Source organism: Dehalogenimonas alkenigignens, assembly GCF_001466665.1.
In the GTDB taxonomy this organism is placed as follows: domain Bacteria; phylum Chloroflexota; class Dehalococcoidia; order Dehalococcoidales; family Dehalococcoidaceae; genus Dehalogenimonas; species Dehalogenimonas alkenigignens.
In genome coordinates, this window is record NZ_KQ758903.1 from 837,208 (window position 1) to 859,296 (window position 22,089).

General features: G+C 58.4%; 20 protein-coding genes. 11 read left to right on the top strand and 9 right to left on the bottom strand.

What is annotated here, in order from left to right; all coding sequences use genetic code 11:
* Nucleotides 1-92 precede the first annotated feature (92 nt).
* From miaB to nadC, 4 genes are read left to right on the top strand one after another with little or no spacing between them, the layout of a single operon-like run.
* A complete protein-coding gene (gene miaB, locus DEALK_RS04465) occupies nt 93-1,355 on the top strand; it encodes a tRNA (N6-isopentenyl adenosine(37)-C2)-methylthiotransferase MiaB (protein WP_058439093.1) in 1,263 nt (420 codons plus the stop codon).
* A 17-nt stretch (nt 1,356-1,372) separates the two neighbouring features.
* Complete coding sequence (yajC, locus tag DEALK_RS04470) at nt 1,373-1,657, top strand: preprotein translocase subunit YajC (protein WP_058439095.1); 285 nt, start codon at nt 1,373-1,375, stop codon at nt 1,655-1,657.
* 34 nt (nt 1,658-1,691) lie between these two features.
* Nucleotides 1,692-3,224: an L-aspartate oxidase gene (nadB, locus tag DEALK_RS04475; RefSeq protein WP_083496345.1), complete on the top strand. Its 1,533-nt coding sequence runs from the start codon at nt 1,692-1,694 to the stop codon at nt 3,222-3,224.
* A 10-nt stretch (nt 3,225-3,234) separates the two neighbouring features.
* A complete protein-coding gene (gene nadC, locus DEALK_RS04480; protein ID WP_058439099.1) occupies nt 3,235-4,095 on the top strand; it encodes a carboxylating nicotinate-nucleotide diphosphorylase in 861 nt (286 codons plus the stop codon).
* A gap of 54 nt (nt 4,096-4,149) precedes the next feature.
* Here the strand turns inward: nadC and DEALK_RS04485 are convergent, their stop codons facing one another.
* Nucleotides 4,150-7,488: a diguanylate cyclase gene (locus tag DEALK_RS04485; RefSeq protein ID WP_065128693.1), complete on the bottom strand. Its 3,339-nt coding sequence runs from the start codon at nt 7,486-7,488 to the stop codon at nt 4,150-4,152.
* Nucleotides 7,489-7,683: 195 nt separating this feature from the next.
* Nucleotides 7,684-8,781 (bottom strand): type IV pilus twitching motility protein PilT, encoded by a 1,098-nt coding sequence (locus DEALK_RS04490; protein WP_058439101.1) that lies wholly within the window; start codon nt 8,779-8,781, stop codon nt 7,684-7,686.
* A 141-nt stretch (nt 8,782-8,922) separates the two neighbouring features.
* Between DEALK_RS04490 and sso10a the strand changes: the two genes are divergently transcribed.
* The 4 genes from sso10a to DEALK_RS04510 all read left to right on the top strand — a co-directional run bounded on the left by sso10a (nt 8,923) and on the right by DEALK_RS04510 (nt 12,030).
* The gene (sso10a, locus tag DEALK_RS04495; RefSeq protein ID WP_058439102.1) at nt 8,923-9,204 is read left to right on the top strand and encodes an Sso10a family chromatin protein; all 282 of its coding nucleotides are present in this window, start codon (nt 8,923-8,925) and stop codon (nt 9,202-9,204) included.
* 12 nt (nt 9,205-9,216) lie between these two features.
* Nucleotides 9,217-9,639, top strand: coding sequence for a hypothetical protein (locus tag DEALK_RS04500; RefSeq protein WP_058439104.1), 423 nt, complete (start codon nt 9,217-9,219; stop codon nt 9,637-9,639).
* A 167-nt stretch (nt 9,640-9,806) separates the two neighbouring features.
* Nucleotides 9,807-10,388, top strand: a complete 582-nt coding sequence (locus DEALK_RS04505; protein ID WP_058439106.1) for a methyltransferase family protein — start codon at nt 9,807-9,809, stop codon at nt 10,386-10,388.
* 4 nt (nt 10,389-10,392) lie between these two features.
* On the top strand, nt 10,393-12,030 hold the full coding sequence (locus DEALK_RS04510) for a GH3 family acyl-acid amido synthetase (RefSeq protein ID WP_058439108.1): 1,638 nt from the start codon (nt 10,393-10,395) through the stop codon (nt 12,028-12,030).
* A 48-nt stretch (nt 12,031-12,078) separates the two neighbouring features.
* Here DEALK_RS04510 and DEALK_RS04515 read toward each other — a convergent pair whose 3' ends face one another.
* The 7 genes from DEALK_RS04515 to DEALK_RS04545 form a co-directional block, all read right to left on the bottom strand.
* The gene (locus DEALK_RS04515) at nt 12,079-12,378 is read right to left on the bottom strand and encodes a Smr/MutS family protein (protein ID WP_058439110.1); all 300 of its coding nucleotides are present in this window, start codon (nt 12,376-12,378) and stop codon (nt 12,079-12,081) included.
* Complete coding sequence (locus DEALK_RS04520) at nt 12,371-13,849, bottom strand: DUF2779 domain-containing protein (RefSeq protein WP_240608211.1); 1,479 nt, start codon at nt 13,847-13,849, stop codon at nt 12,371-12,373. Before DEALK_RS04520 ends, DEALK_RS04515 begins: the two co-directional genes overlap by 8 nt.
* A gap of 98 nt (nt 13,850-13,947) precedes the next feature.
* Nucleotides 13,948-14,721 (bottom strand): ADP-ribosylglycohydrolase family protein, encoded by a 774-nt coding sequence (locus DEALK_RS04525; protein ID WP_058439112.1) that lies wholly within the window; start codon nt 14,719-14,721, stop codon nt 13,948-13,950.
* A gap of 15 nt (nt 14,722-14,736) precedes the next feature.
* A complete protein-coding gene (locus DEALK_RS04530) occupies nt 14,737-15,720 on the bottom strand; it encodes an HNH endonuclease (protein WP_058439114.1) in 984 nt (327 codons plus the stop codon).
* 53 nt (nt 15,721-15,773) lie between these two features.
* Nucleotides 15,774-16,601 carry an adenosylcobinamide amidohydrolase gene (locus DEALK_RS04535; protein ID WP_058439116.1) on the bottom strand — a complete coding sequence of 276 codons (828 nt, stop codon included), beginning with the start codon at nt 16,599-16,601 and terminating at the stop codon, nt 15,774-15,776.
* Between the two features lie 17 nt (nt 16,602-16,618).
* Nucleotides 16,619-18,037 carry a B12-binding domain-containing radical SAM protein gene (locus DEALK_RS04540; RefSeq protein ID WP_058439118.1) on the bottom strand — a complete coding sequence of 473 codons (1,419 nt, stop codon included), beginning with the start codon at nt 18,035-18,037 and terminating at the stop codon, nt 16,619-16,621.
* Nucleotides 18,038-18,053: 16 nt separating this feature from the next.
* Nucleotides 18,054-19,469: a B12-binding domain-containing radical SAM protein gene (locus tag DEALK_RS04545; protein WP_058439119.1), complete on the bottom strand. Its 1,416-nt coding sequence runs from the start codon at nt 19,467-19,469 to the stop codon at nt 18,054-18,056.
* Nucleotides 19,470-19,691: 222 nt separating this feature from the next.
* Between DEALK_RS04545 and DEALK_RS04550 the strand changes: the two genes are divergently transcribed.
* Genes DEALK_RS04550 through DEALK_RS04560 form a run of 3 tightly spaced genes read left to right on the top strand, consistent with a single transcriptional unit; the run spans nt 19,692 to nt 22,077 of the window.
* Nucleotides 19,692-20,459, top strand: coding sequence for a basic amino acid ABC transporter substrate-binding protein (locus DEALK_RS04550; protein ID WP_058439120.1), 768 nt, complete (start codon nt 19,692-19,694; stop codon nt 20,457-20,459).
* Between the two features lie 52 nt (nt 20,460-20,511).
* Nucleotides 20,512-21,336, top strand: a complete 825-nt coding sequence (locus DEALK_RS04555) for an amino acid ABC transporter permease (protein WP_058439121.1) — start codon at nt 20,512-20,514, stop codon at nt 21,334-21,336.
* On the top strand, nt 21,337-22,077 hold the full coding sequence (locus DEALK_RS04560) for an amino acid ABC transporter ATP-binding protein (RefSeq protein ID WP_058439122.1): 741 nt from the start codon (nt 21,337-21,339) through the stop codon (nt 22,075-22,077).
* Nucleotides 22,078-22,089: the final 12 nt, after the last annotated feature.

Genomic DNA, 22,089 nt, shown 5'->3' on the forward strand with positions numbered 1-22,089 from the left:
AGACATAAATATTCAATTTGCAGATAACAGGTTGAGGCGGATTCAGACATGGGATTTGTCTCTGCCTGTGACTGATTGGTTTACGATCCCTGATGCCTAGCTATCATATCTTCACCATCGGTTGTCAGATGAACCAGGCCGAGGCTGAGAGGCTGGAGAGCCTGCTGGCGCAGAAAGACTTTTTCCCCGTCGGGTCGGCCGAAGCGGCTGATCTGGTACTGCTGGTAAGCTGCGCCGTGCGCGGCAGCGCCGAGGACCGGATCACCAACCGCCTGGCGCTGCTGCGACGGATAAAAGAGCGACGGCCGGCGCTCAAGATCGCCTTGACCGGGTGTATGGTCGAAGACAATCTTTCGGCAATGAAAAAAAAGTACCCCATGGTAGACCACTTCTTCAGCGCCGGGTCGCTGCCGGATTTCCTGGACAAACTGCCAGAGGACATTCTGCCGGCGTCTCCAGCGGTGGCCGAGTGCGTGCCTATCATTCAGGGCTGCGACAACTTCTGTTCCTATTGCATTGTGCCTTACCGGCGCGGCCGGGAGAGGTCGCGGTCGCTTGAAAACATCGTTGCTGAGGTCAGGGAACTAGTGCGCCGCGGCGCCCGCGAGGTGACGCTGCTGGGGCAAAACGTTAATGCCTGGGGCCACGACCTGGCAGGGAATCCGGACCTGGCCGATCTCCTGGCGGCGGTGGATGCTGTCAGCGGGCTGTACCGTATCCGTTTCCTGACCAATCATCCCAAGGATATGAGCCAGCGGCTCATTGAAGCGATGTCAAACCTCCCGAAAGTATGCCCTTCGTTGAATTTGCCGGCGCAGGCCGGCGATGACGCCGTCCTTGAGCGCATGCGCCGCGGCTATACTATCGGTGAATACAAACGCCTCGCAGCCGCTATCCGGCAGGCGGTGCCGGAAGCTGGCCTGACCACCGACGTCATCGTCGGCTTTCCCGGCGAAACTGCGGAACAGTTCGGCAATACCCGTAGGCTGCTGGAAGAACTCAGGTTCGATGCCGTCCATCTAGCGGCATATTCGCCGCGGCCGGGCACAGAGGCGGCTGAAAAATACCCCGACGATGTCGGTAAAGCAGAGAAAGGGCGGCGGCTGGCTGAACTCGAAGCCCTCCAGGAGAGTATCGCCCGGCAGATAAACGAAGCCTGCATCGGGCAGACCGTCGAGGTGCTGGTCGAGAGCTTGCATAAAACACAGTGGCGAGGCCGGGAACGGCGTGGTAAACTGGTGTTCTTCAAAGGCAAAGCGGATCTCAAAGGGCAAATTGTAAACGTGAAGATCACCGGCGCCGGTCCCTGGTCGCTGCGCGGCGAGGCGGCGGATCCGGCTGAAATCCAGGCCTAATACTGCAAGGAGAATAAATGACCAACGACACGGTAACTTTAATCGGCTTCATGGTACTGATGTTCATCATGTTTTATTTTCTGATCATCCGGCCGCAGCAGAAGCGTCAGAAATCTCAACAGCAGATGTTGTCCGAGCTCAAGCGCGGCGATAAAGTCATCACCATCGGCGGCATCTTCGGGGTGATCGAAGCCATCGACGAGAAGAGCGTGGTCATCAAAACCGAATCCGGAAACCTGCTGCGCCTGGTCCGGGGCGGCATCGCCATGAAACAACAGGAAGAGGAAACCGCCCAGCCATAACCGCCGCCTGCTCAGGCAGCCCAACGGAGGCCTATTGGCGTCATACGACTTCATCATCGTCGGTTCCGGCATCGCCGGACTGTACAGCGCCCTGTTGGCTCACCGCCGCGGCAGCGTGCTGATCGTCACCAAGGGCAGCATCGAAGAATGCAACACTCGTTATGCCCAGGGCGGCATTGCCGCCGCCATTGGCCCCGGTGATTCAGCCGCTCTCCACTTTAAGGATACGGTCAGCGCCGGCGCCGGGCTGTCCGACGAGGCGATGGTGCATATCCTGGCCGAGGAGGCGCCGCTGCGGATCAGGGACCTCATTGAGCTGGGCGTGCCGTTCGACACCGTCGAGGGAGAGGTTGCTCTGACCCTCGAAGCGGCTCACAGCGTGCCCCGGATTCTCCATGCCGGCGGCGACGCCACCGGCCGCCACATTGAAGAAACGCTGTCGGCCAGGGTGCGGGCCGCCGGGATCAGGGTAGCCGAGCACACCCTTGTCACCGAGATCCTGGTTGAAGGCGGCCGGGCTGCCGGCTTGAAGACGCTGTCGGCGCTCACCGGGGAAGTTGAGACCTGCGCCTGCCGGCACCTTATCCTGGCTTCGGGCGGCGCCGGCCAGCTATTTTCCCTGACCACCAATCCGGCAGTGGCAACCGGCGATGGCGTCGCCCTGGCCTACCGCGCCGGAGCCGATGTCATGGACATGGAGTTTTTCCAGTTCCATCCCACCGCTTTGAAGCTGGCCGGGGCGCCGCCTTTTCTTATCTCCGAATCGGTCCGCGGGGAGGGCGGCCTGCTTCGCAACGTTGACGGCCGGCGCTTCATGACCGATTATCATGAGAAGGCTGAACTGGCCCCGCGCGACATCGTTTCCCGCGCGATCGTCTCTGAAATGACCCGGACCGCGGCGCCAAGCGTTTTTCTTGATCTCAGCCACCTTCCGGCGGCGCTGGTGCTGACCCGCTTTCCGCAAATCTACCGCCAGTGCCGCGAATACGGGTTGGATATCACCCGGGACTTGATACCGGTGGCCCCGGCGGCTCATTACATGATCGGCGGCGTCAGGGTGGACGCCTGGGGGGCGTCTTCCCTGCCGGGCTTATACGCCGCCGGCGAAGTGTCCTGCACCGGCGTTCACGGCGCCAACCGCCTCGCCTCCAATTCGCTGCTTGAAGTCCTGGTATTCTGCCACCGCATCGTCGAACAAACGGGCCGCCCCGGCAGGGCGGCCGCCATGGCCCCGGCGCAGCGGCGGAGGCTTGCCCCGGCCGAACTTAATGATGTAACATCACTACCTGACAAAAGCCGGCTGCAGGACTCGATGTGGCGGTACGGCGGCATCGTCAGGAACGGCGCGGGGCTCAAAGAGCTGGCGGCCATCCTGGCAGCATGGCAGGCGGCTGCGGGTGAACCGGTCGACCGGGAATCACACGAACTGCGCAACCTGATAATCTGCGGCCGGCTGCTGGCTGAGGCGGCGCTGTACCGCGAAGAAAGCCGCGGCGCGCACTTCCGCGCCGATTTCCCCTGGACTTCAGAAAAATGGCGCCGGCACATACTCATCGGCATCGGGTAAGGAGGTAACAATGGCAACCCAGGTTCAAATAGAACAGATCATCGACACTGCGCTGTCCGAGGATCTCGGGCGCGGCGACAAAACTACCGAACTGGTCATTCCGCCGAGCCTCGGCGGCACCGCCGGCATCATCGCCCGGGAGGCGGCGATGGTCTGCGGCGCCGAGATCATCCGCATCGCTTTCCTTAAAGTGGACAATACTCTTCAGATCAAGGTCAACGTGCCCGACGGCGGCAGAGTCAAGCCGGGGGATGTCGTCCTGGTGGTCACCGGCCGGGTCAGTTCCATTTTAAAAACGGAGCGGGTGGCCTTGAACATCCTGTCCCACCTCTCCGGCGTGGCTACGGCCACGGCACAGTACATCGAAAAGGTCAAGGGGCTGGATGTCAAGATTTCCGACACCCGCAAGACGCTGCCCGGGCTGCGCCTGCTTGAAAAGTATGCCGTTTACGCCGCCGGCGGGCAGAACCACCGGCCTGATCTGGCCAGTGGCATCCTGATCAAAGACAATCACCTGACGGCCCTGTCGGCCCGCGGCATCTCCATAGCCGATGCCATTGCCAAGGCCAAGCAAGGGGGGAGGGGGATGAAAGTTGAGATCGAGGTTCAGAACCTTGATCAGTTGAAGCAGGCTATCTCCGGCGGTGCGGATATTATCATGCTTGACAATATGTCCATCGACGATATGAAAAAGGCGGTCAAGATGGTGCCGGCATCGATCAAACTGGAAGCCTCAGGCGGGATTACTCTGGATAACATCCGGGCAGTAGCTGAGACCGGTGTGGATGTCATTTCGATCGGCGCCATCACTCACTCGGCCAAAGCGATCGATTTCAACCTGTCTTTCGTAACCGGGCGCCCGGCGCAGTAGAGACCTATCCTGGTATCTAGAGAAGTCCCCGCCGGATGACGGCGGGGACTTCTGTTATTTAGGTCCGGCTTGATTTGAGGGTCCATATTCGGCGCGGCGTTCGATTCCCGGAACGGCGCCGGCTCCCGGCTGCATCAGTTCGCAGAAGACCGGAACGAGGCTGGGGTCGAATTGAGTACCGGCGCAGCGGCGGAGTTCTGCCAGGGCGTCCTTGAGCGCCAGCTGGTTGCGATACGGCCGGGGTGAAGTGATGGCGTCATAGGCGTCAGCCACTGACAGGATGCGCGCCTCCAAAGGTATGGCGGGGCCTTTGAGCCCCTGAGGATAGCCGGTACCATCCCAATTTTCATGGTGGTGCATGATAGCCGGCAGGCATTGGGACAGATCGGTGACGTGGCGCAATATTTCGACGCCCAGTTCCGGGTGAGTGCGGATAGGTTCCCACTCCTTCTGCTCCAGCGCCCCCGGTTTGGTCAGGATCGAGTCCGGCACGCCGATTTTGCCGATGTCATGCAGCAGCCCGGCGGCGCGGATGGTATGGATGGTATCCTGCGGCAGCCGCAGCGCTTCAGCCAGGGCGACGGCATATTCTGAAACCTTGCGCGAATGGCCGTAGGTGTAGTGGTCTTTGGCGTCAACGGTAGCTGCCAGAGCATAAATAATCGACAGGGCTTTGGGTTGGGAATCCCCTTCAGCTGCGGCCGCCGCCGGCTGGGCGATGGGCTGCTGGACCTCAGAAGCTAGGCAGGTGCGGTTGCGCCCGGTCTGCTTGGCGCGGTAGAGGGCGGTATCCGCCCGGTGAATGACCTCTTCCTTCATCACCCCGTCCGACGGCCAGGTAGCCACGCCGAGAGAAGCGGTCACCGGCATCTCACGGAAGCTGGATTTAGCCTCAACCGTTTTTCTTAACCGTTCCGCCACCCGGTAGGCGTCTTCGATCCGGGTTTCAGGCAGGATGATGGCGAATTCCTCGCCGCCGTAACGGAAGGACAGGTCAATGGACCTGACGGAACTCTGAATGATCTTGCCGACTTTTCTGAGCAGTTGATCGCCGGCTAGATGGCCGTAGATGTCGTTGTAAACTTTGAACAGGTCGAGGTCGAGGATGATGAGCGAGAAAGAGATGCCGAAGCGGCTGCCTCGGGCGATCTCCTGTTCGATGCGCTCGTGGAAGTGGCGGTGGTTATACAGGCCGGTGAGCTCGTCGGTGTTGGCGCGGGTGGTAGCCTGAACATAAAGCTGGGCGTTTTCGATGATTACCCCGGCCTGAGAGGCGATCCTGGAGATGAGTTCCAGGTCCTCGGTGTTGTAGATGCCGCCGCGTTTCTTCTGACCGACGGCGATCAGGCCGATGAGCTTGCCGCGGCTCTTGATAGGATGTAGCAGGGCCAGGTTGGCGCCGGTAAGCTGTTCGCGCTCAGTCTGCCACAGGCCTTTGAACTCCGGGATGGACTCGACCTGCGACGGCGCCAGGGGGCGGCCTTCGCGGTCCATCCATTCGATGATGGGGTTATCGACCGGCAGGCGCAGCGTCCCGCGCAGTTCATGATTGTCCGGGAAGGTGTACTGGACGGTGAAATCGGCGGCGCTGTTGTCCTGGAAAAGCAGGGCGGCATGGGTGATGCCCAGGGCTTTGGTCAGGGGCGGCAGGAGCGCCTGGGACAACTCGTCCAGGTTGAGTATGTGGCTCATTTTGGTGGAGAAATCTAATAGCTCCAGGCGGTGGCGGTAAGTGTCGCGGTAGAACAGCCGGTCGATTGAAACCGAGATAAAATGGGCCAGCGACCGCCCGGACAGCGCCAGCATGGTGACAGCAATCCCGGCGATGAGAACGATGGTGGAGTTGGGGGCGCCGGGAAACAGCCGGGAGACAATGAAGACCAGCCCGCCGTAACCGGCGCCGATGGCAGCCACCAGAGCGATTAAAGTCAGGCCGCGGCGGGCGACCAGCTTGATGTCGAACAAATGGTAGCGGGACATGGCATAGGCGATGAGACCGGCGTTGGCGATATTGCCCAGGTGGTCGGTGGTCAGTCCAGCCAGAGCCGGCGTGAACGGGGTGATGTAGCTGAACAGGATCAGCGCGCCGGAGCCGATAATGAGATAGATGGTGCGGTTGCGGTCCACCGGGTCTGTTGAGGTGCGGTAACGGCGGATAAGCATGATCATGCCGGCAGCGATGAAGGGGGCGATGAAGCCGCCGACGATCAGGTCCCACGGCCGGATGTCATGGAACAGGTAGCCGTCTACCAGCCTGACGTTGCTGACCACCTCGCCCGCCAGCGCCAGGCCCAGCAGGATGAGGGTAAAGGCGTAGCCGATCCAGATCCAGATGCCGCCGCTCTGGTTGTTGTAAGCCCGGACGAAATGAAAATAGGCGATGCTGACCCAGGCGATGGCGACCACCACAATTTCGTTCCAGAACTGAAGGTAGCCGGGGCTTGCTGCCGAGTTGAATACCAGCATGAAGGAACTGAAACTCCAGAAAGCGCCGACGCCGAGAAAATAGGCGAAGAAGCGGTTGGCGCGGCGCTCCGAATCCTGGGCGACCATGAACAGCAGGATGATATAAACCACGCTGGCCACCAGCGGGATGACCGCCCAGCCGTTGAAGCGCCCGATTTCCGGCACGGCGCCGTTAATGCCGAAGGTCACCGAAATAATACCGGCCAGCGAAATGACCACGGCGGGGACGATAAGCACGTAGGTCAATCCCCGGTGCGGATCGCGGAACTTGAGGTTGACGAAGCGGAAGCGGGAGACAATCAACCCGATGAAGGCGGCGTTGATGAAGCTGGCGAGCTGGTCGATCGGCAGCCCGGAAATATTGGGGTCGCCGCTGAGATTAGAGAAACCGGCGGTAACGGTAATGAGGAGTCCGCCGAGCAGGAACAAGACACTCTGCCGTTCGAGTCCCGGCGCCAGGGAGCTGTACTTCCGCAGCAAGCCGGCGGCGATAAGTCCGGCCATGACCGCGCTGGCGGCGGCAATGAGATAAACCGGCGCCCCGATTTCCGAGTAAACGATGCCATCCTCGACGCGGGCGGATTCAACCAGCTTCCCTGCAGCGGCCAGCCCGGCGACAACAGCCAGCACGCTGTAAGCCGCCACCATGCTGGGACCCGCTTTGTCATAGACATAAACGCGGACGAAATGAAAATAGGCGACCAGCGCCCATACAAGGCTGACCGCCAGCAGGTTGTTCCACAGCAGGGTTTCCGATGCCGGGGCATCCAGGTGGATCATGAAGGAGCAGAAGCCCCACACCGAAGCCGCCGCCAAAAAATAAGCCAGGTAGCGGCTGACCCGTTGCTGAGCGTTGGGCAGGACTAAAAGCAGCAGAAGCAGGTAGGCGAGGCATGCGGCCAGCGGTATAGCGGCCCAGATATTCAATCGTTACCGGCTCCGGAAGAAAATACCGTTTGTTGCCACATTATGGCTGTCGCCAGTTTGGATGTCAACGTAAACCATCGTAAGACCGGGTAAAATGGTACTTATTTACTATACTCAGGCCGGTTCGGAACGTTTCTACCCGTCCGGAGACTACGACCTGAGCCGAGGGCGTCCATACCAGAACTGGCAGGCGGTTCAGCGCTTGAACGGGTCCGGACCGCGGACATTGCGCTTGGCCTCTTCGATGAGGCGTTCCAGCCGGTCCGGGTTGTCCGATTTCATCAAGGCTTCGTCCTTGGAGATAACCCCGTTGGCCGCCAGTTCGGCCAGGTGCTGGTCCAGCGTCTGCATGCCCATCTGGCGGTTGAGCTGCATAATGGATTGGAGTTCGAAAGTCTTACCCTCACGGACCAGGTTGCGCACGGCGGTCGTGGCCAGCAGTATTTCATAGACGCCTACACGGCCCCTGCCGTTGGCCCGGATAACCAGAGTCTGGGAGATGACGGCCTCCAGCACCTGTGACAATTGCAGCCGGATCTGGTGCTGCTGACCCGGCGGGTACATGTCAATGACACGGTCGACCGTCTGGACGGCGTTAATCGTGTGCAGAGTTCCCAGCACCAGGTGGCCGGTTTCGGCGGCGGCGATGGCGGTGGTCAGGCTCTCGACGTCGCGGATTTCGCCGACGACGATGACGTCCGGGTCATGGCGCAGGGCATGCCGCAGGGCGATAGGGTATGACGCGGTATCGCCGCCCAGTTCTCGCTGGGCGATGATGCACTTATTGTCCTGGAAGACATACTCGATTGGATCCTCAATGGTGATGACGCTGGAGTGGCGGTTCTCGTTCAGGTGCTGCAGCATGGCGGCCATGGTGGTTGATTTGCCGGAGCCGGTTGGCCCGGTGACCAGGATCATGCCGCGCGGCTTCATGATAAGGCTCTTGAAAGTAGCCGGCTGGTTGAGCATATCTATGGTCATTATTTGGAAGGGGACCATGCGCACGCAGATGGAGATGCTGCCGCGCTGGTACAGGATGTTAACTCTGAAGCGGGAGACATCGGGCACCGAAATTGCGAAGTCCAGCTCTTTGGTGCTCAGGAAGGTCTCCTGCTGCTGCGGGTTGGTCATTTCCCGGAACAGCCTCTCCATATCACCGGGGGTGACGCAGGCGTACTGGGACTGCCTTTTTAATACGCCGTCGATACGGAATACGGGCGGATTGGGTACCTTGAGGTGCATGTCCGAGGCTCCAGCCTTGACCATTGCCCTTAAAAGTTCGTCAGCCCTCATGCCGGTCTCCTATGCCGAACTGATAATATTGGGGATATTGTACACCAGAACTCTTGACTTGGGTAGTATAATAGTACTATCTTCATAAAAGATAACCTGAAGCTAAGCCTAAAGTACTGATAGTCTGAGAAGCTGACAGAGATGAGATTAGACCGCCGACGGTCCAGCATAGAGATCATCGCCGACATGCTGCGGCTGGGTGAAGCAGGCAAGACGGAGATCATGTATTCCGTCAACATGAGCTATTTCCAGCTTCAGAAATACCTAAACTTCATGGTTGAGCGGGAACTCATCGACAAAGTAAAGCTGGGCAATCCTTCAGTCGCTTACCGGGTGACTAAGAAGGGGCTGACTCTGCTGCGGCACATTGACGAGATCCTCGACACCCTCAATCTCAAAGACGACGGCGAAGACACGCCCTAAACAGGAGCCCGTATGACCGAAAAGCGCATGCTCATCTTGCCAGCTGAACTGGTAAAGAAGATCGACGACAACCGCGGCGATCTGCCGCAGGCTGAATTCATCGACTTCCTGATTGAAAACCAGTTAAAAGGCCCGGCGGCTGCCGCCGGCGGCGTTTCCCGCGCCGACCTTGACGCCCTGAAGGCCGAATTCGCCAAGATGCTCAACAAAGAGAGCTACAAGTACGCCCTCAAAGACGAGATGGCCGGTTTCCAGGAAGACACCAAGAAGCTGCTCAAGAGTTTTGTTGACTTCTTCATCGGCTATGGCCTGGAACTGGGCAAAGACGGGCCGATCGACCTGAAAGAGATCACCAGCAAGATGGCCGGTCTGGATAAGGAAGCCGACAAGGACATTCCTGAAGAAGGGCGCGAAGTCAAGATCAAATGGAAGTAGCCCCGGCACGGTCGGACCAGCCGGCCGCGGATCTAACCCAAAGTACTCTCCCCCAACCCGGGGGAGAATTTTTTTATTCGTGAGCCAGCTTTGACTAGAACATTGTTCTAGTACTTTATACCTTCCAACCTCCCGGCGACGGTGTCATAGTATCCGGCGAAAGTACTATGAAATACATCTTGCTGGGCGCCGCCGGGTTCCTCCTGATGCACCTTATGGACTTTGCTTCCATGAGGCGGCTGCCTCTGCTTAAGCCCTTCCTGTCGGTCTCCGGCACCACGATGATAATTGTGGCGGCGACCGCGGCAGCCTTTGAAGAGGTCAAATTCAATCTGCCGCTGTGGCTGTCCGTTGCCGGCTGGAGCCTGACGGCGGCGGCATCGGCGGGCATGGTCTATGCCCTGTACATCGCTTTGCCGGCCGGTAAGACCTATATCGCCCCGGGGACGAGCGGGCAGCTGGTCACCGGCGGCATCTACCGCCTGGTCCGCCACCCCTGGCTTCTTTTCTTCGCTCTGACTGTGGCCGGCCTGGCGCTGGGATCACGATCGGTATTGGCCGCTCAGGCCGGCGCCGTCTGGACGCTATTTTCCGCCGCTCTGGTATGGTTCCAGGACCGGAAGGTCTTCCCGAAGATGTTCCCGGGCTACGCCGCATACCAGAAGTCCACCCCGATGCTCCTGCCCAACCGCAACAGCCTGTCCGCCTTCATCGAAGGCTTGAAACAGAAAAAATATTCGGAGGTATAACCAGGTGAGCCAGTTATCAGAGCTATTCCGCCAGGGTAAATACGAAGAAATGTGGGACCGCTGCTGCGGCTTCATCGACCTGTCGCTGCCGGAGTTCATGAATGTCCAGAAGCGGCTGCTTCTGGAGCAGCTGGAACTGCTGAAAAACTGCCAGCTGGGACGCGGCATTCTCAAGGGCGCCAACCCGACCACGGTGGAGGAGTTCCGCAAGATGGTGCCTCTGACTTCCTATGAAGACTACGCGCCTTACTTATTAAAGCGCCGCTGGGAAGTGCTGCCGCGGAAGCCTATCCTGTGGCAGTACACTTCCGGCAAAAGCTCCGAGTACTCGTACCGCTGGGCGCCGGTGACGGCCCGGATGCTTGACGAAACCGAAGCCCTGGTCTTTGCCCTGTCATTTTTCTCCTCGGCCACCAAGCGGCGCGATATCAAAATCCGCCCCGGCGACCGGGTGCTCTACGGCATGGCCCCGCCCCCCTACGCAACCGGCACGATGACCCGCGTCTTCCCCCACGAGATGTTCGACTTTCTGCCCCCGGTGTCGGAGGCGGAGCAAGCTTCTTTCGAAGACCGCATCAACACCGGTTTCAAGATGGGCCTGGACCGGGGCATGGATTACGTCCTGTCCATGTCCAGCGTGGCTTACGCCATCGGCGAACGGTTCAAGCACAACGGCGGCTCGGTTGATATCAAGAAACTGGTCAGGAAACCCAAGACGCTGGCCAGGCTGGTCAAAGGCAAGCTGGCGGCCCGGCTGGCCGGCCGCAAAATGCTGCCCCGCGACCTGTGGAAACTCAAGGGGCTCATCACCTACGGCATCGACGGCGAGGTCTTCCGCGACAAGATCAAGGAGATGTGGGGCCGGTACCCGCTGGACTTCCACGGCTGCACCGAAGCCCCGGTGATCGCCATGCAGACCTGGGACCACCAGGGCATGACCTTCATCCCGCACCTGAATTTCTTCGAGTTCATACCGGAGGCCGAGGCGATCAAATGCTGGCAGGATCCGGCTTACCAGCCTCAGACGTTCCTCATGGACGAACTCAAACCAGGCAACTACGAACTGGTCATTACCAACCTTCACGGCGGCGCTTTCGTCCGCTACCGATTGGGGCACCTGGTGCAGATCACATCCATGCGCAACGATAAGCTGGACATCGATATCCCGCAGATGCGCTTTCTCGCTCGCGTCGACGATCAGATCGACATCGCCGGTTTCACCCGCCTGTCTGAAAAGGTCATCTGGAAGGCGCTGGAGAATTCCGGGGTCGAATACGAAGAATGGACAGCCCGCAAAGAGGTGGTCGCCGGCAAACCCGAGCTGCGGATCTACGTCGAGCTCAAGAAAAACGAAAGCCGCGGCACCGCCCAGATCGCCGATGCCGTTCATGCCGAGTTAAAACAGCTGGATACCCCCTATGCCGAATTGGAAGAATTCACCGGCCTGCGGCCGATCGAAGTCACAGTGCTGCCACACGGGGCGTTCAAACTCTACAAGATGAAGCAGCAGGCGGCCGGGGCCGAACTGGCGCACCTCAAACCGCCGCACCTCAACGCGAATGACGCCATTATCGAGTTCCTGACTTCGACTGCCAGGACGGTCAGAGTCGCCGAGGCCGCGCCGGTGGCTGCGGCAGCCTAACCGCCACGAAATCCGGTTTGCAGCAGGGGCGCTAGCGCCCCTGCTGTTTTATTTATCGCTTAAATCAACTTCAGTGGCGCCAATGCCGCCGTGATAGACGTCTGAGGCCCGATATCCGATGACGAGGGGATGGGTGGAGAGATACCGGGAGACCTCTATCTTAAGGACTCCGGTGCCCTTGCCGTGGACCACCCGCACCCTGTGGTAGCCGGCCCGGTAGCAGTCGTGGAGGAACAAGTCCACCCTGGGCAGGGCCTCGACGACGGTCAGGGCATGCAGGTCGAGCGACGGCACAGCTTCCGGCGCCCAGGCGCTGCCGGTTGAAGCCCGGCGGACTTTTTTAGCCACCGGATATCTCCCGCAGCCGCCCGACGATGCGTACCATGCCCCAGGTATCCTGGCCGCAATACTCCAGCAGGTTGGAGAAAACCTTCCGGCGTTCAGCCTCCGGCAGGCCGCCGTAAGCTGCGGAAAAATATTTTAGAGAAGCCACCTGGCCGTCGCAGATCTCCAGGCTGTCGTAACTGATGCCGGTAAGCGCGGGCAGCACCTGCTTCAAAGAGGCGCTGCCGCCCTGAGCCGGGTGGTAGTAGTGGAAGCTGCGGAAGGGGATGAGCAGGTCGGCCATCCGGGCAGTGATACCGTTGACCCATTCGGTGTATTCCGGGAAAGCCTCGGCCAGCTTCTTGAGGACACCTTCCTCGAAGCCCTGGTTATAAACGATGATGGTGCCGGCCTCGACGAGGTCGCGTTTCAGGGCGCTGATAAACTCCGGGCGCGGGTCGGCGTTGCCCTGGTACAGAAAGTAGCGGTGTCCCGCCTCCGCGCTCGGTGCGGCGATGGTATGCAAAGAGTACTGGAAAGGAATATTCTGGTAAGGCCTGGTGCCGTCGAACATCGGAACGGCGGTGGCGAAAGTTTCAAAGTCCAGGTATTGGTGGGGAAATTCCAGGCTTGACAGGAATTTGGAAATCTCGCCTGATTCTACATGGGGCTGGCCGCACTCCACGCAGCTCTTCTGGATAGCCTGTTTGTCGTTCAGCTTGAAATGGGCCGGGATGTCGGCGATAGCGGTCACGCCGAGTTTGAGCAGGTCATCAGACCTGGCCCCGATGCGGTAGAGACCGGTCACCGGGTGCTGCGGCATATCTGCCCAACACTCGTCTTTCAGCGGGCAGCCGTAGGGGGAATCGCACAGGCGGCCAATGACCGAATCCGGGCAGTCGCCGGCGACGGTCTGAAGCATATCCTCGGTCATGTCCGCGACGCCGCCGTACACCTCCGCGACCTGATCGGTAATGTCCGCGGACTGCAGCAGGCCGGCGGGGTCGATCTCGCCTTGCTTTACATAATCGCGGTTGATATGGATGAGATGGCAGCGGTTGACAGCCAGGCCGCAGCGCTCGACGACATAGCGCTGAAAAGCCACGTCGGCGATATTTTCGTCTTTGACGTCGGTGGAGCTCTTGACCTCGACGATGTCCCAGCCGCCGTCGGCGGAGGGATTGAGGATATCCACGCGGGCGTAAAGCTGGCCGCACTGGAAAGCCGCTTCGAAGATGGGCTTGCGGTCGCGGAGGCGGGCCGAGGTCTCGGTCAGCATTTCCCGAAAGCCGAGGCCGGACATGTCCAGGCCGCCGGGAAACAGCTCCTTGGCGATCTCGCCGACTTCATGCCCCTGGTCGAAGGTGTGTTGGGTGACCAGGTCCGGCTGCGGAATGCGGCCGGGATCGTTGACGTAGATCCACAGATAGCGCGGGCACTGGAGACCGGCCATGAATTTGGATTTGGTGAGAAGCTTGCCAGAGCGGTTTTTCACGGTCTTATTTTAGACCGTTCGCCCTAAGCCTGTCGAAGGGGAGCGAGGACGATGGATTCCCCGCCATAGCGGGGAATGACAAAGGAATCAGGCCGAATTCAAGCCACAAGGTATTTTAGGTTGAACTCGTCGATGACAGCTAGAAGGGGAGGGTCAAGGTGTTTCCTGACCTCGGCGACGATGTGTTTTGGCACACCGCCATAAAAGGCCTGGGCGATGCCGCCGGTGATGCAGGCGATGGTATCCGAATCGCCGCTGAGGGTCACAGCCTTGCGGATGGCGTCTTCGAAGTCCGATGACTCGAGGAAGACGGTGATAGCCTCCGGCACCGAGCCCTGGCACGTCTCGTCGAAGGTGTAGGTCGGCCGAATCTCGTCGAGGGTGCGGCTGAGGTCGTAGCCGAAGGTCGAGGTGATGTAACTTCTAATACGTTGCTTGGACTCGCCGCGGCGGGCGAGAAAAATAGCCGCTGCCACAGACTGGGCGCCCTTGATGCCCTCCGGGTGGTTGTGGGTGACCTCCGCGCTGCGGCGGGCCTCGGCCAGGGTATCCTCCAGAGTCCCAAAGGCAAAGCTTACCGGTGAAACCCGCATGGCCGACCCGTTGCCGAAGGAGTTGTAGGGCTTCAGGTCTTTGGAACTGAGCCAGTGGAGGAAACGGGTACCATAGCCGGCATCGGGATAGCGGTTGCCGTATTCCCAGATGGTGCGGGCGTAATCTTTGCCGTGCAGGATGCAATCCGCCACGGCCACGGTCAGGACGGTGTCATCGGTGAAAGTGGAGCGGGGTGTGAAAAGCTCAAAGTCAGACTGTTGAGTGTTGTTGAACTCATACACTGACCCGATAATGTCCCCTGCGACGGCACCGAGCATCCTTGGACTCTTATTTCAACCGGGTTTTGACGAATTATCGGACATTAACCACATATTCTGTCCTTGATCACAGCGAGATAAATTACATAGTTTCTGATCCTTAGTGTATTCAAAAAAATAGCTTCTAAATTCCAACGTGTCTCCATAAGGGCCAAGTATCAAGAAAAATTTGCCTTTAGTTGCGTAGAACAATGGATTAATATCCCGTCTGACTACATCGGCTAACCAGTTTATGGCTTTAGTCGCTTCGATAATATGGTTTTCACATTTGGTATGCCAGCATTTATATTCTTCAAATAACTCATCATATTCTTTTTGGGGTAACCAGCCTTGTGTCTTATAGAATACATCCTCAACCATATATTCTATTTTTGTAGTGCTTGGTTTGCAATGAAGCGCGAACGTTTGAACGGCTTCATATAACTCATATGTGACCATTTTAATGGTACATTCCAATTCGGGTAAGGTTTTCGGCCAGATTGCGCCTATAATCTTATTCTTGAATCTAAATAGCCTATCATGCGCATCTTTATCCCAGCGGATTGTTAATGCTGCGGCTCTGCTTGCCCAAGTGTCCCAAGTATCAAGCTGGCAGGCTTCAACAACAGAGTCTATCAAGTTTCCGTAAATCACAGCTTGGGCGGTTTCTAATGTGTCCTTCTTGCCGACTAAGGAACGCTCAACCCAGTATTCGTGTTGATCTTTGAGAAGGTGAAGCTTTTCTATCGTATAGTCATTCACATTTTTATCAATTAGCGTATGATGAGTTGGGCAAAGGAGTATTAAATTGAAATATGAATCTCTATCCACTAGGGATAAGTTACTATCTCCCCTCGGTGCGTTCTCAGACTCTCCAACGATATGCGCCATCTCGCCTAAAGGGAATCCTTCATGAGCTGTTTTTTTATTCTCAGACAACACTCTTTGGCAATCCGGAAAGGCACACCTTTGGGCTGCCCTGCCCCATAATAATTTGATGTCTTGCGTAGAAATTGTCATTGTTCCTCCTTCCTATCCAATCCGGATCTTGAACAATGAAAAGACTAACCTAATCACCCCTCCCCCCGCACCTTGTTGATCGCCTCGGTGACACCGCGGGTGACGGCCCGGGCAATCATTTCGCCCAGCTTGACCTGCCCTGATACATAAAAGCAGCGGTCCCCGTTGCCCGGCACGATGCACACCTGGTCGGTGCTGGTGCCGGTGGCTTGCCACTTGGGATTGTAGGCGCTTCGGATGTCCAGGTCCTGGAGGGCGGCGGTCTTAGCCTCGGTGATGGTAATGAAAGAACTTGCCATGGCCGCCTGGCCCAGGTCGGACGAGGTCAGGACGATGATGTTGATGGTGCCGGGCTGGGGCGGGGCTTTGTGGTTGAATGGCTGCCATAGGCCGTGGCGCTCGATGCCGTAGGCGGCGTCCCGGCCGATTCTAAGGGCGTTGGTCTTGACCCCGGCGGTGACCCAGGCTTGAACCCACAGCTCCTCGAAGGTCTCCTCAACCATGACATGCTTGTGCATATCCACGCCGGTGAAAAGAAGCGCTGTCTTTTCGCCCGGGGCCACCTGCTTCAGCATTTCCCGGTGGATCCAGCGGGTATATTCCCAGTAGGTGCGGTCGGTATTGTCCACGGCATGCCAGGACTCCGGCGGGTGGAAGCAGTTAAGGACGGAGGTCACCTTGCGGTAGCCCTGGTAGGCGCACAGCACCCACTTTGGCTGCGGCAGGCGGAGGGCCAGGGTGTTGGCCGGGAAGTCCCAGACGCGGTGGCCGACGATCTCGGCCTTGACGCCGTGGAACTCCCCGAGCGGCTCTCGATAAGTGACTTTCGAGACCGGCTTGCCGGTGTCGGCGGCGCAGTTTTTTGTTTTTGTTTTGTCCATCTTGATTCTCAGCTTTATTAGTGTCCCGTTATCGGGCGGGTGACGTAGTAGCGCCACCAGAAGCGTATGACGCGGAAAAATTCCTTCGGGCTGGGGTTTACCGGTATGTAGAAGGAGAACATCCCGTGCCGCAGCGCGAAGAAGGTCCGCCGCCAGAAGTAATATTTTACCAGCTTCTGCTTGAATTCGGCGGTCATTTCTTTGGGCACTTCCGACCATCGGATGCCGCAGTCCGGCTGGGAGATAAAAGCCGCCCATTCCTCGGTCGTTTTTGGGGGCTCAAGGCCGCGGGCGACGCAGTAATTATAGAGTTCGGTGCCGGGGTATGGCAGGAAGGAAACGTACTGGTACGGCGGGTTGCCGAGTTCCTTGATGAGGGTCTTGGTGGCTTCGAAGTCCGCGACGGTCTCGGTCGGCAGCTCCGAGATGAGATAGAGCTTGGGCAGTATCTTGTGCTTGACCAGGAGTTTGAACGTCTGCTTGATGTCCTCGAGCTTGGCCGTCTTGCGTATGAACTTCAAAAGCCGCGGCGAACCGCTCTCAACTCCGAAGCCCACCGAGGCGCAGCCGCTTCGCTTCATCAGGCTGACGTCTTCCTCGGTCAGGCCGGCGCGCGCGTCGCAGTCCCAGCGGATCTTCATCTTTTTCTCGATGACCAGTTTGCAAAAAGTATGCAGCCGAGGTCGGTTGTGGCAGAAATCATCCTCGAAGAAGCGGAACAGGGTCACGCCGTAGCGGTTCTTTAGCGTCTCCATCTGAGATACGATGCGTTCCGCGGAAAACTCGCCGAGCTGCCCCTTGTGGAACGGCGGGTTGTAACAAAAGATGCACTTTGACGGGCAGCCGCGGGAGGTATTGAGGGATTTCTCCCAGTAGTCTTCCATGGGCACCAGGTGCCATGCCGGGTCCGGCAGTTCGTCCAGGTTCTGGATGAAAGGGCGGTCGGGGTTGACGATAATTTTGCCATTGTCCCTGAAAGCGAGTCCATTGATCTCCGCGAGTGTCGCCGGCGTGCCCTTTTTTCCTAGGTGGTCGGTCAGTTCAAGGAGGGTGTACTCGCCGGGACCGATGACCACGAAGTCAACGTAATCCTCGGCCAGCGTTTGTTCCGGCAGCATCGAGGGGTGGACGTTGCCCCAGACGATTTTGATCGAGGGATCGAGGCTCTTAAATTCCTTCGACTGCTCGATGGCCTCGTAAATGATGCCGCCGACAGAGACAGAGAAGCCGACTATTTGGGGATTGAAGGCGGCGAAGAAATCGGTGGATTTGCGATCATCTACCTGCTGGTCCCAGATCATGACCTGATGGCCGCCGCGCTCCAGCACCGCGCCGATATAGAGAAGGGAATTGGGCAGCACCGTCGGCTGCAGCGACCTGGTTTTGCCCAGGAAGCCTTTAAAGCGCTTGGCGGGGTTGACTAACAGGACGCGCATCGGTGAAAGTCCGCAATCATCGCAACTGTCCCCGGATTCTGCCCTCCGGCAGCGGCCGGGTGCTGAAATACAGCCAGAAACGCTTCAAGCCCTTTAGCAGATTGCCGGGCGTCGGCGCCAGGCGGGTGAAGTAGAGCGGCATGTGGCGCAGGGCGAAGCGCAGCGGGCGAAGGAAATACATGTCCCGCAGGTCGTCAAGGGCTTTGTCCAGCATCTCCGGCGGCACTTTGAGGTAGCTGGGGTTCATCGATCTTAGCGTCAGCACCCCGGCCCATTCAGCCAGGTGCTTAGGTTCCTGGATCAGGCCTTCTTTGATGATGTAATCGTAAAGCACCGTAGCCGGGAATGGCATGTACGGCATGTACTGGTACGGCGGTTTGTCCAGCCGCTTGATGAGGTCCTGGGTTTCCTTGAACTCCTCGACCGTCTCGGTGGGCAGTTCGGCGATGAAATACAAACGGGGCATGATTTTGTGGCGGGCCAGGCGCTCGATAGTCTCCTCCACCGCCTTGACGGTGATGCCCTTCTTGATGAACTTGATGACGCGCGGCGAGCCGCTTTCTATCCCTAAGCCGACGCTTAAACACCCGGCTTTCGACATCAGCCCGATGTCCTCGTCAGACAGGCCGATTCGGGAGTCGCAGTCCCACTGCACCGGCACTTTGCGCTCAATCATCAGCTCGCAGAACTTCCGCAGCCGGTCGCGGTTGCAGGTGAAGGTGTCCTCGAAGAAGCGCATGAACTTCACGCCGTAGGCGCGGTAAAGGTGCTCTATCTGTGAGACGATGCGCTCGGCGGACAAATCGCCGGAGTAACCCTTGTAGAACAGCGGCGAGTAGCAGAAGGTGCATTTTGACGGGCAGCCGCGGGATGTGTTCAAGGACTTTTCCCAGTATTTGGGCACGTCGATGAGGTGCCAGGCCGGGTCCGGCAGCTCGTCGAGGTTCTTGATGAACTCGCTCGGTTCATTGACTACAGTATTGCCGTTGTTCTTCCAGACCAGCCCTTTAATCCTGTCGATTGACGGCGCGCCGGTTTCGAGGTGGGATGCCAACTCTGACATCATATATTCCCCGGCGCCGATACACAGGTAATCTATATAATCTTCAGCCGCGGTCTGTTCCGGCAGGACGCTGGGATGAACATTGCCCCAGACGGTCTTTACCCCAGGCAGCAGCGCCTTGAATTCTTTCGTCTGTTGGATAGCCTCGGCGATGTTCGGACCGGACAAGACTGAAAAGCCCACGAGCTGGGGGTTAAACTCGACGAAGTCTTTCGGCTCGCGCAGGTCTACCTGGTTGTCATAGATGCGCACGTCATGGCCGGCCTTCTCCAGCACCGCCGCTATATAAAGCAGGCTGTTGGGGAAAACGCTGTGATGGCCGAAGGTGGCCAGGTGTTTCCGGGCGGGATTAACCAGGAGAATTTTCAAACAAGATGCTCCGGCGGCCAGGATAGTTACTGCAGATGCCGGTATACTCCGGCGATAACCCAGATTATGAGATAAACGGCTGCGGCGGCGGCAATGAAGATAAACATTTGATGAGGCATTATGCCGTAAGGCGCGATGCCGGCGCAAATGGGTGATTTTTGGACATCCCGACAACCGATGCTGTAAACTTGGACATTCAAATCTCAAGATAGGAGACAAGGCATGAAAAAATTCCTCTGGATCCTGGTTGCCCTGGTTGCTGTCTTCGGCCTGGCGCTGCCCGGCTGCGGTGACAGCAGCGCCAATCCCACAACTTCAGCCCCCCCGCTGAAGATCCGCGTCGCCACAGATGCTACCTGGGCACCTTTCGAATTTGTGGACACGGCATCCGGTAAAATTGTCGGTTTCGACATCGACCTGTTCAACGAGATCGCCAAGAAGGCCAATATCGAGGTCGAATACGTCAATGTTGAATGGGATTCACTGCTGGCCGGCATGGCTCAGGGTACCTACGACGCCGCCATCTCTTCCATCACCATCACCGAAGACCGCAAGAAAGAGATGAATTTCACCAATCCATACTATGCCGCCGGTCAGATCATCGTCGTTCGCTCCAATAACACCACCATTACCGGCGCGGCCAATATCAAGGGCAAGGTCGGCGTCCAGTCCGGCACCACCGGTGATACCGAGGTTTCCGCTATGACCGGGGTTGAAAAGGTCGCCTACGATGAAATCGGCCTGGCCTTCGCCGCCCTTTTGACCAACCAGATTGATGCCATCGTGTGCGATACCCCGGTAGCCGCCGGCTACACTAAAAAGAATCCCACCCAATTGAAAACAGTTGGCGCCATGCTCTCCGCCGAGGAATACGGCATCGCCGTACCCAAGGGCAAGGAAGACCTGCTGGCCAAGCTCAACACGGCTTTGGCTCAGGTCAAAGCCGCCGGGACCATCCCGACACTCCTTGCCAAGTGGGAAATCGAGTAAGGTTAATTGAAAAGAGGGGGCGCCCAGCGGGCGCCCCCTTCTGTTTTACCGCATGACAGAACCGATCAAAAATACTCCAGACCAGGAATTAAGCTTTGTCACCGGTGGCGAGGTCAATATCCGCCAGGACCCCTGGTGGTGGCTGGTTGCTGCCGTGGCCGCCCTGATCCTGGTGCTGGTCGTTGCCCAGCCTGACCCCTTCAAAGATATCGTCGTTTTCGCCCGCGACGGCATCGCTATCACGGTACTGGTGACGGTGGTGTCATATATTCTGATGCTCGTCGCCGGGCTTTTTGGCGGTCTGGGGCGGATGGCCAAGAACAAGATCCTGTTCACCATTTCCACCCTCTATGTCGAGATCGTCCGCGGCATTCCGCTGCTGGTTCAGCTCATCGCCTGGTATTTCGCCTCGCCGGTCATTATCCAGCAGGTCGGCACCTGGCTCAACCTTGCGCCGCTCATCGAATACCGGGCCAATCCCATCGTGACCGCCATCATCGCCATCACCGTCTGTTACGGCGCCTATATGTCGGAGATCGTCCGCGCCGGCATCCAGAGCATTCCCAAGGGCCAGATGGAAGCTGCCCGCTCCCTGGGCATGAGCCATTTCCAGGCGATGCGCTTCGTGGTGCTGCCGCAGGCCTTCCGTGTCATCCTGCCGCCCATGGGCAACGAATTCATCGCCTTGCTCAAAGATTCGTCGCTGGTTTCCGTCGTCGCCGTGGCTGACCTGACCCGCCGCGGCCGGGAGTTCATGGCAGCCAATTTCAATCCCATCGAGACCTGGACGATGGTGGCCTTGCTCTACCTCATCATGACCCTGTTCGCCGCGCGCATCGTCTCCTTCATCGAGAAAAAGACACGGTACGAGAGATAAATGGCCGAGCCGATTATACAGATAGAAGATATCCACAAGCGCTTCGGCCGGGTGCAGGCCCTGCGAGGCGTCAGCCTCAATGTCGAGAAGGGCGAGGTCGTAGTCATCATCGGCCCGTCCGGCTCAGGAAAATCAACCCTCCTGCGCTGCATCAACAGGCTGGAAGAATATAACTCCGGCAAGATAGTCGTCGACGGCATTCCGCTGGATACCACCGAGAACATTAACGCCGTCCGCCGCGAGGTAGGCATGGTCTTTCAGCAGTTCAACCTCTTTTCCCATCTCTCGGTGCTGGACAACCTGGTGCTGGCCCAATGCCAGGTGCGCAAGCGCTCCAGGGAAGAAGCCGTTGAGACGGCGCGCCAGCTTTTAAAGAAGGTGGGCATACCGGAGAAGGAAGGCGCCTTCCCGGGCCAGCTTTCCGGCGGCCAGCAGCAGCGGGTGGCCATTGCCCGGGCGCTGGCCATGAATCCCAAGATCATGCTCTTCGACGAGCCGACCTCGGCCCTTGACCCGGAAATGATTAAAGAGGTCCTCGATGTCATGGCCGCCCTGGCCGCTGAAGGCATGACCATGGTGGTGGTGTCCCACGAGATGGGCTTTGCCCGCGCCGCCGCCGACCGCATGATCTTCATGGACGAAGGTCGGATTGTGGAGATGGCCTCGCCCAAAGAATTCTTCACCAACCCCAAAGAGGAGAGGTCGCGGGCATTTCTGTCCAAGGTGCTGCATATCCACTAGTTATCCAAAAAT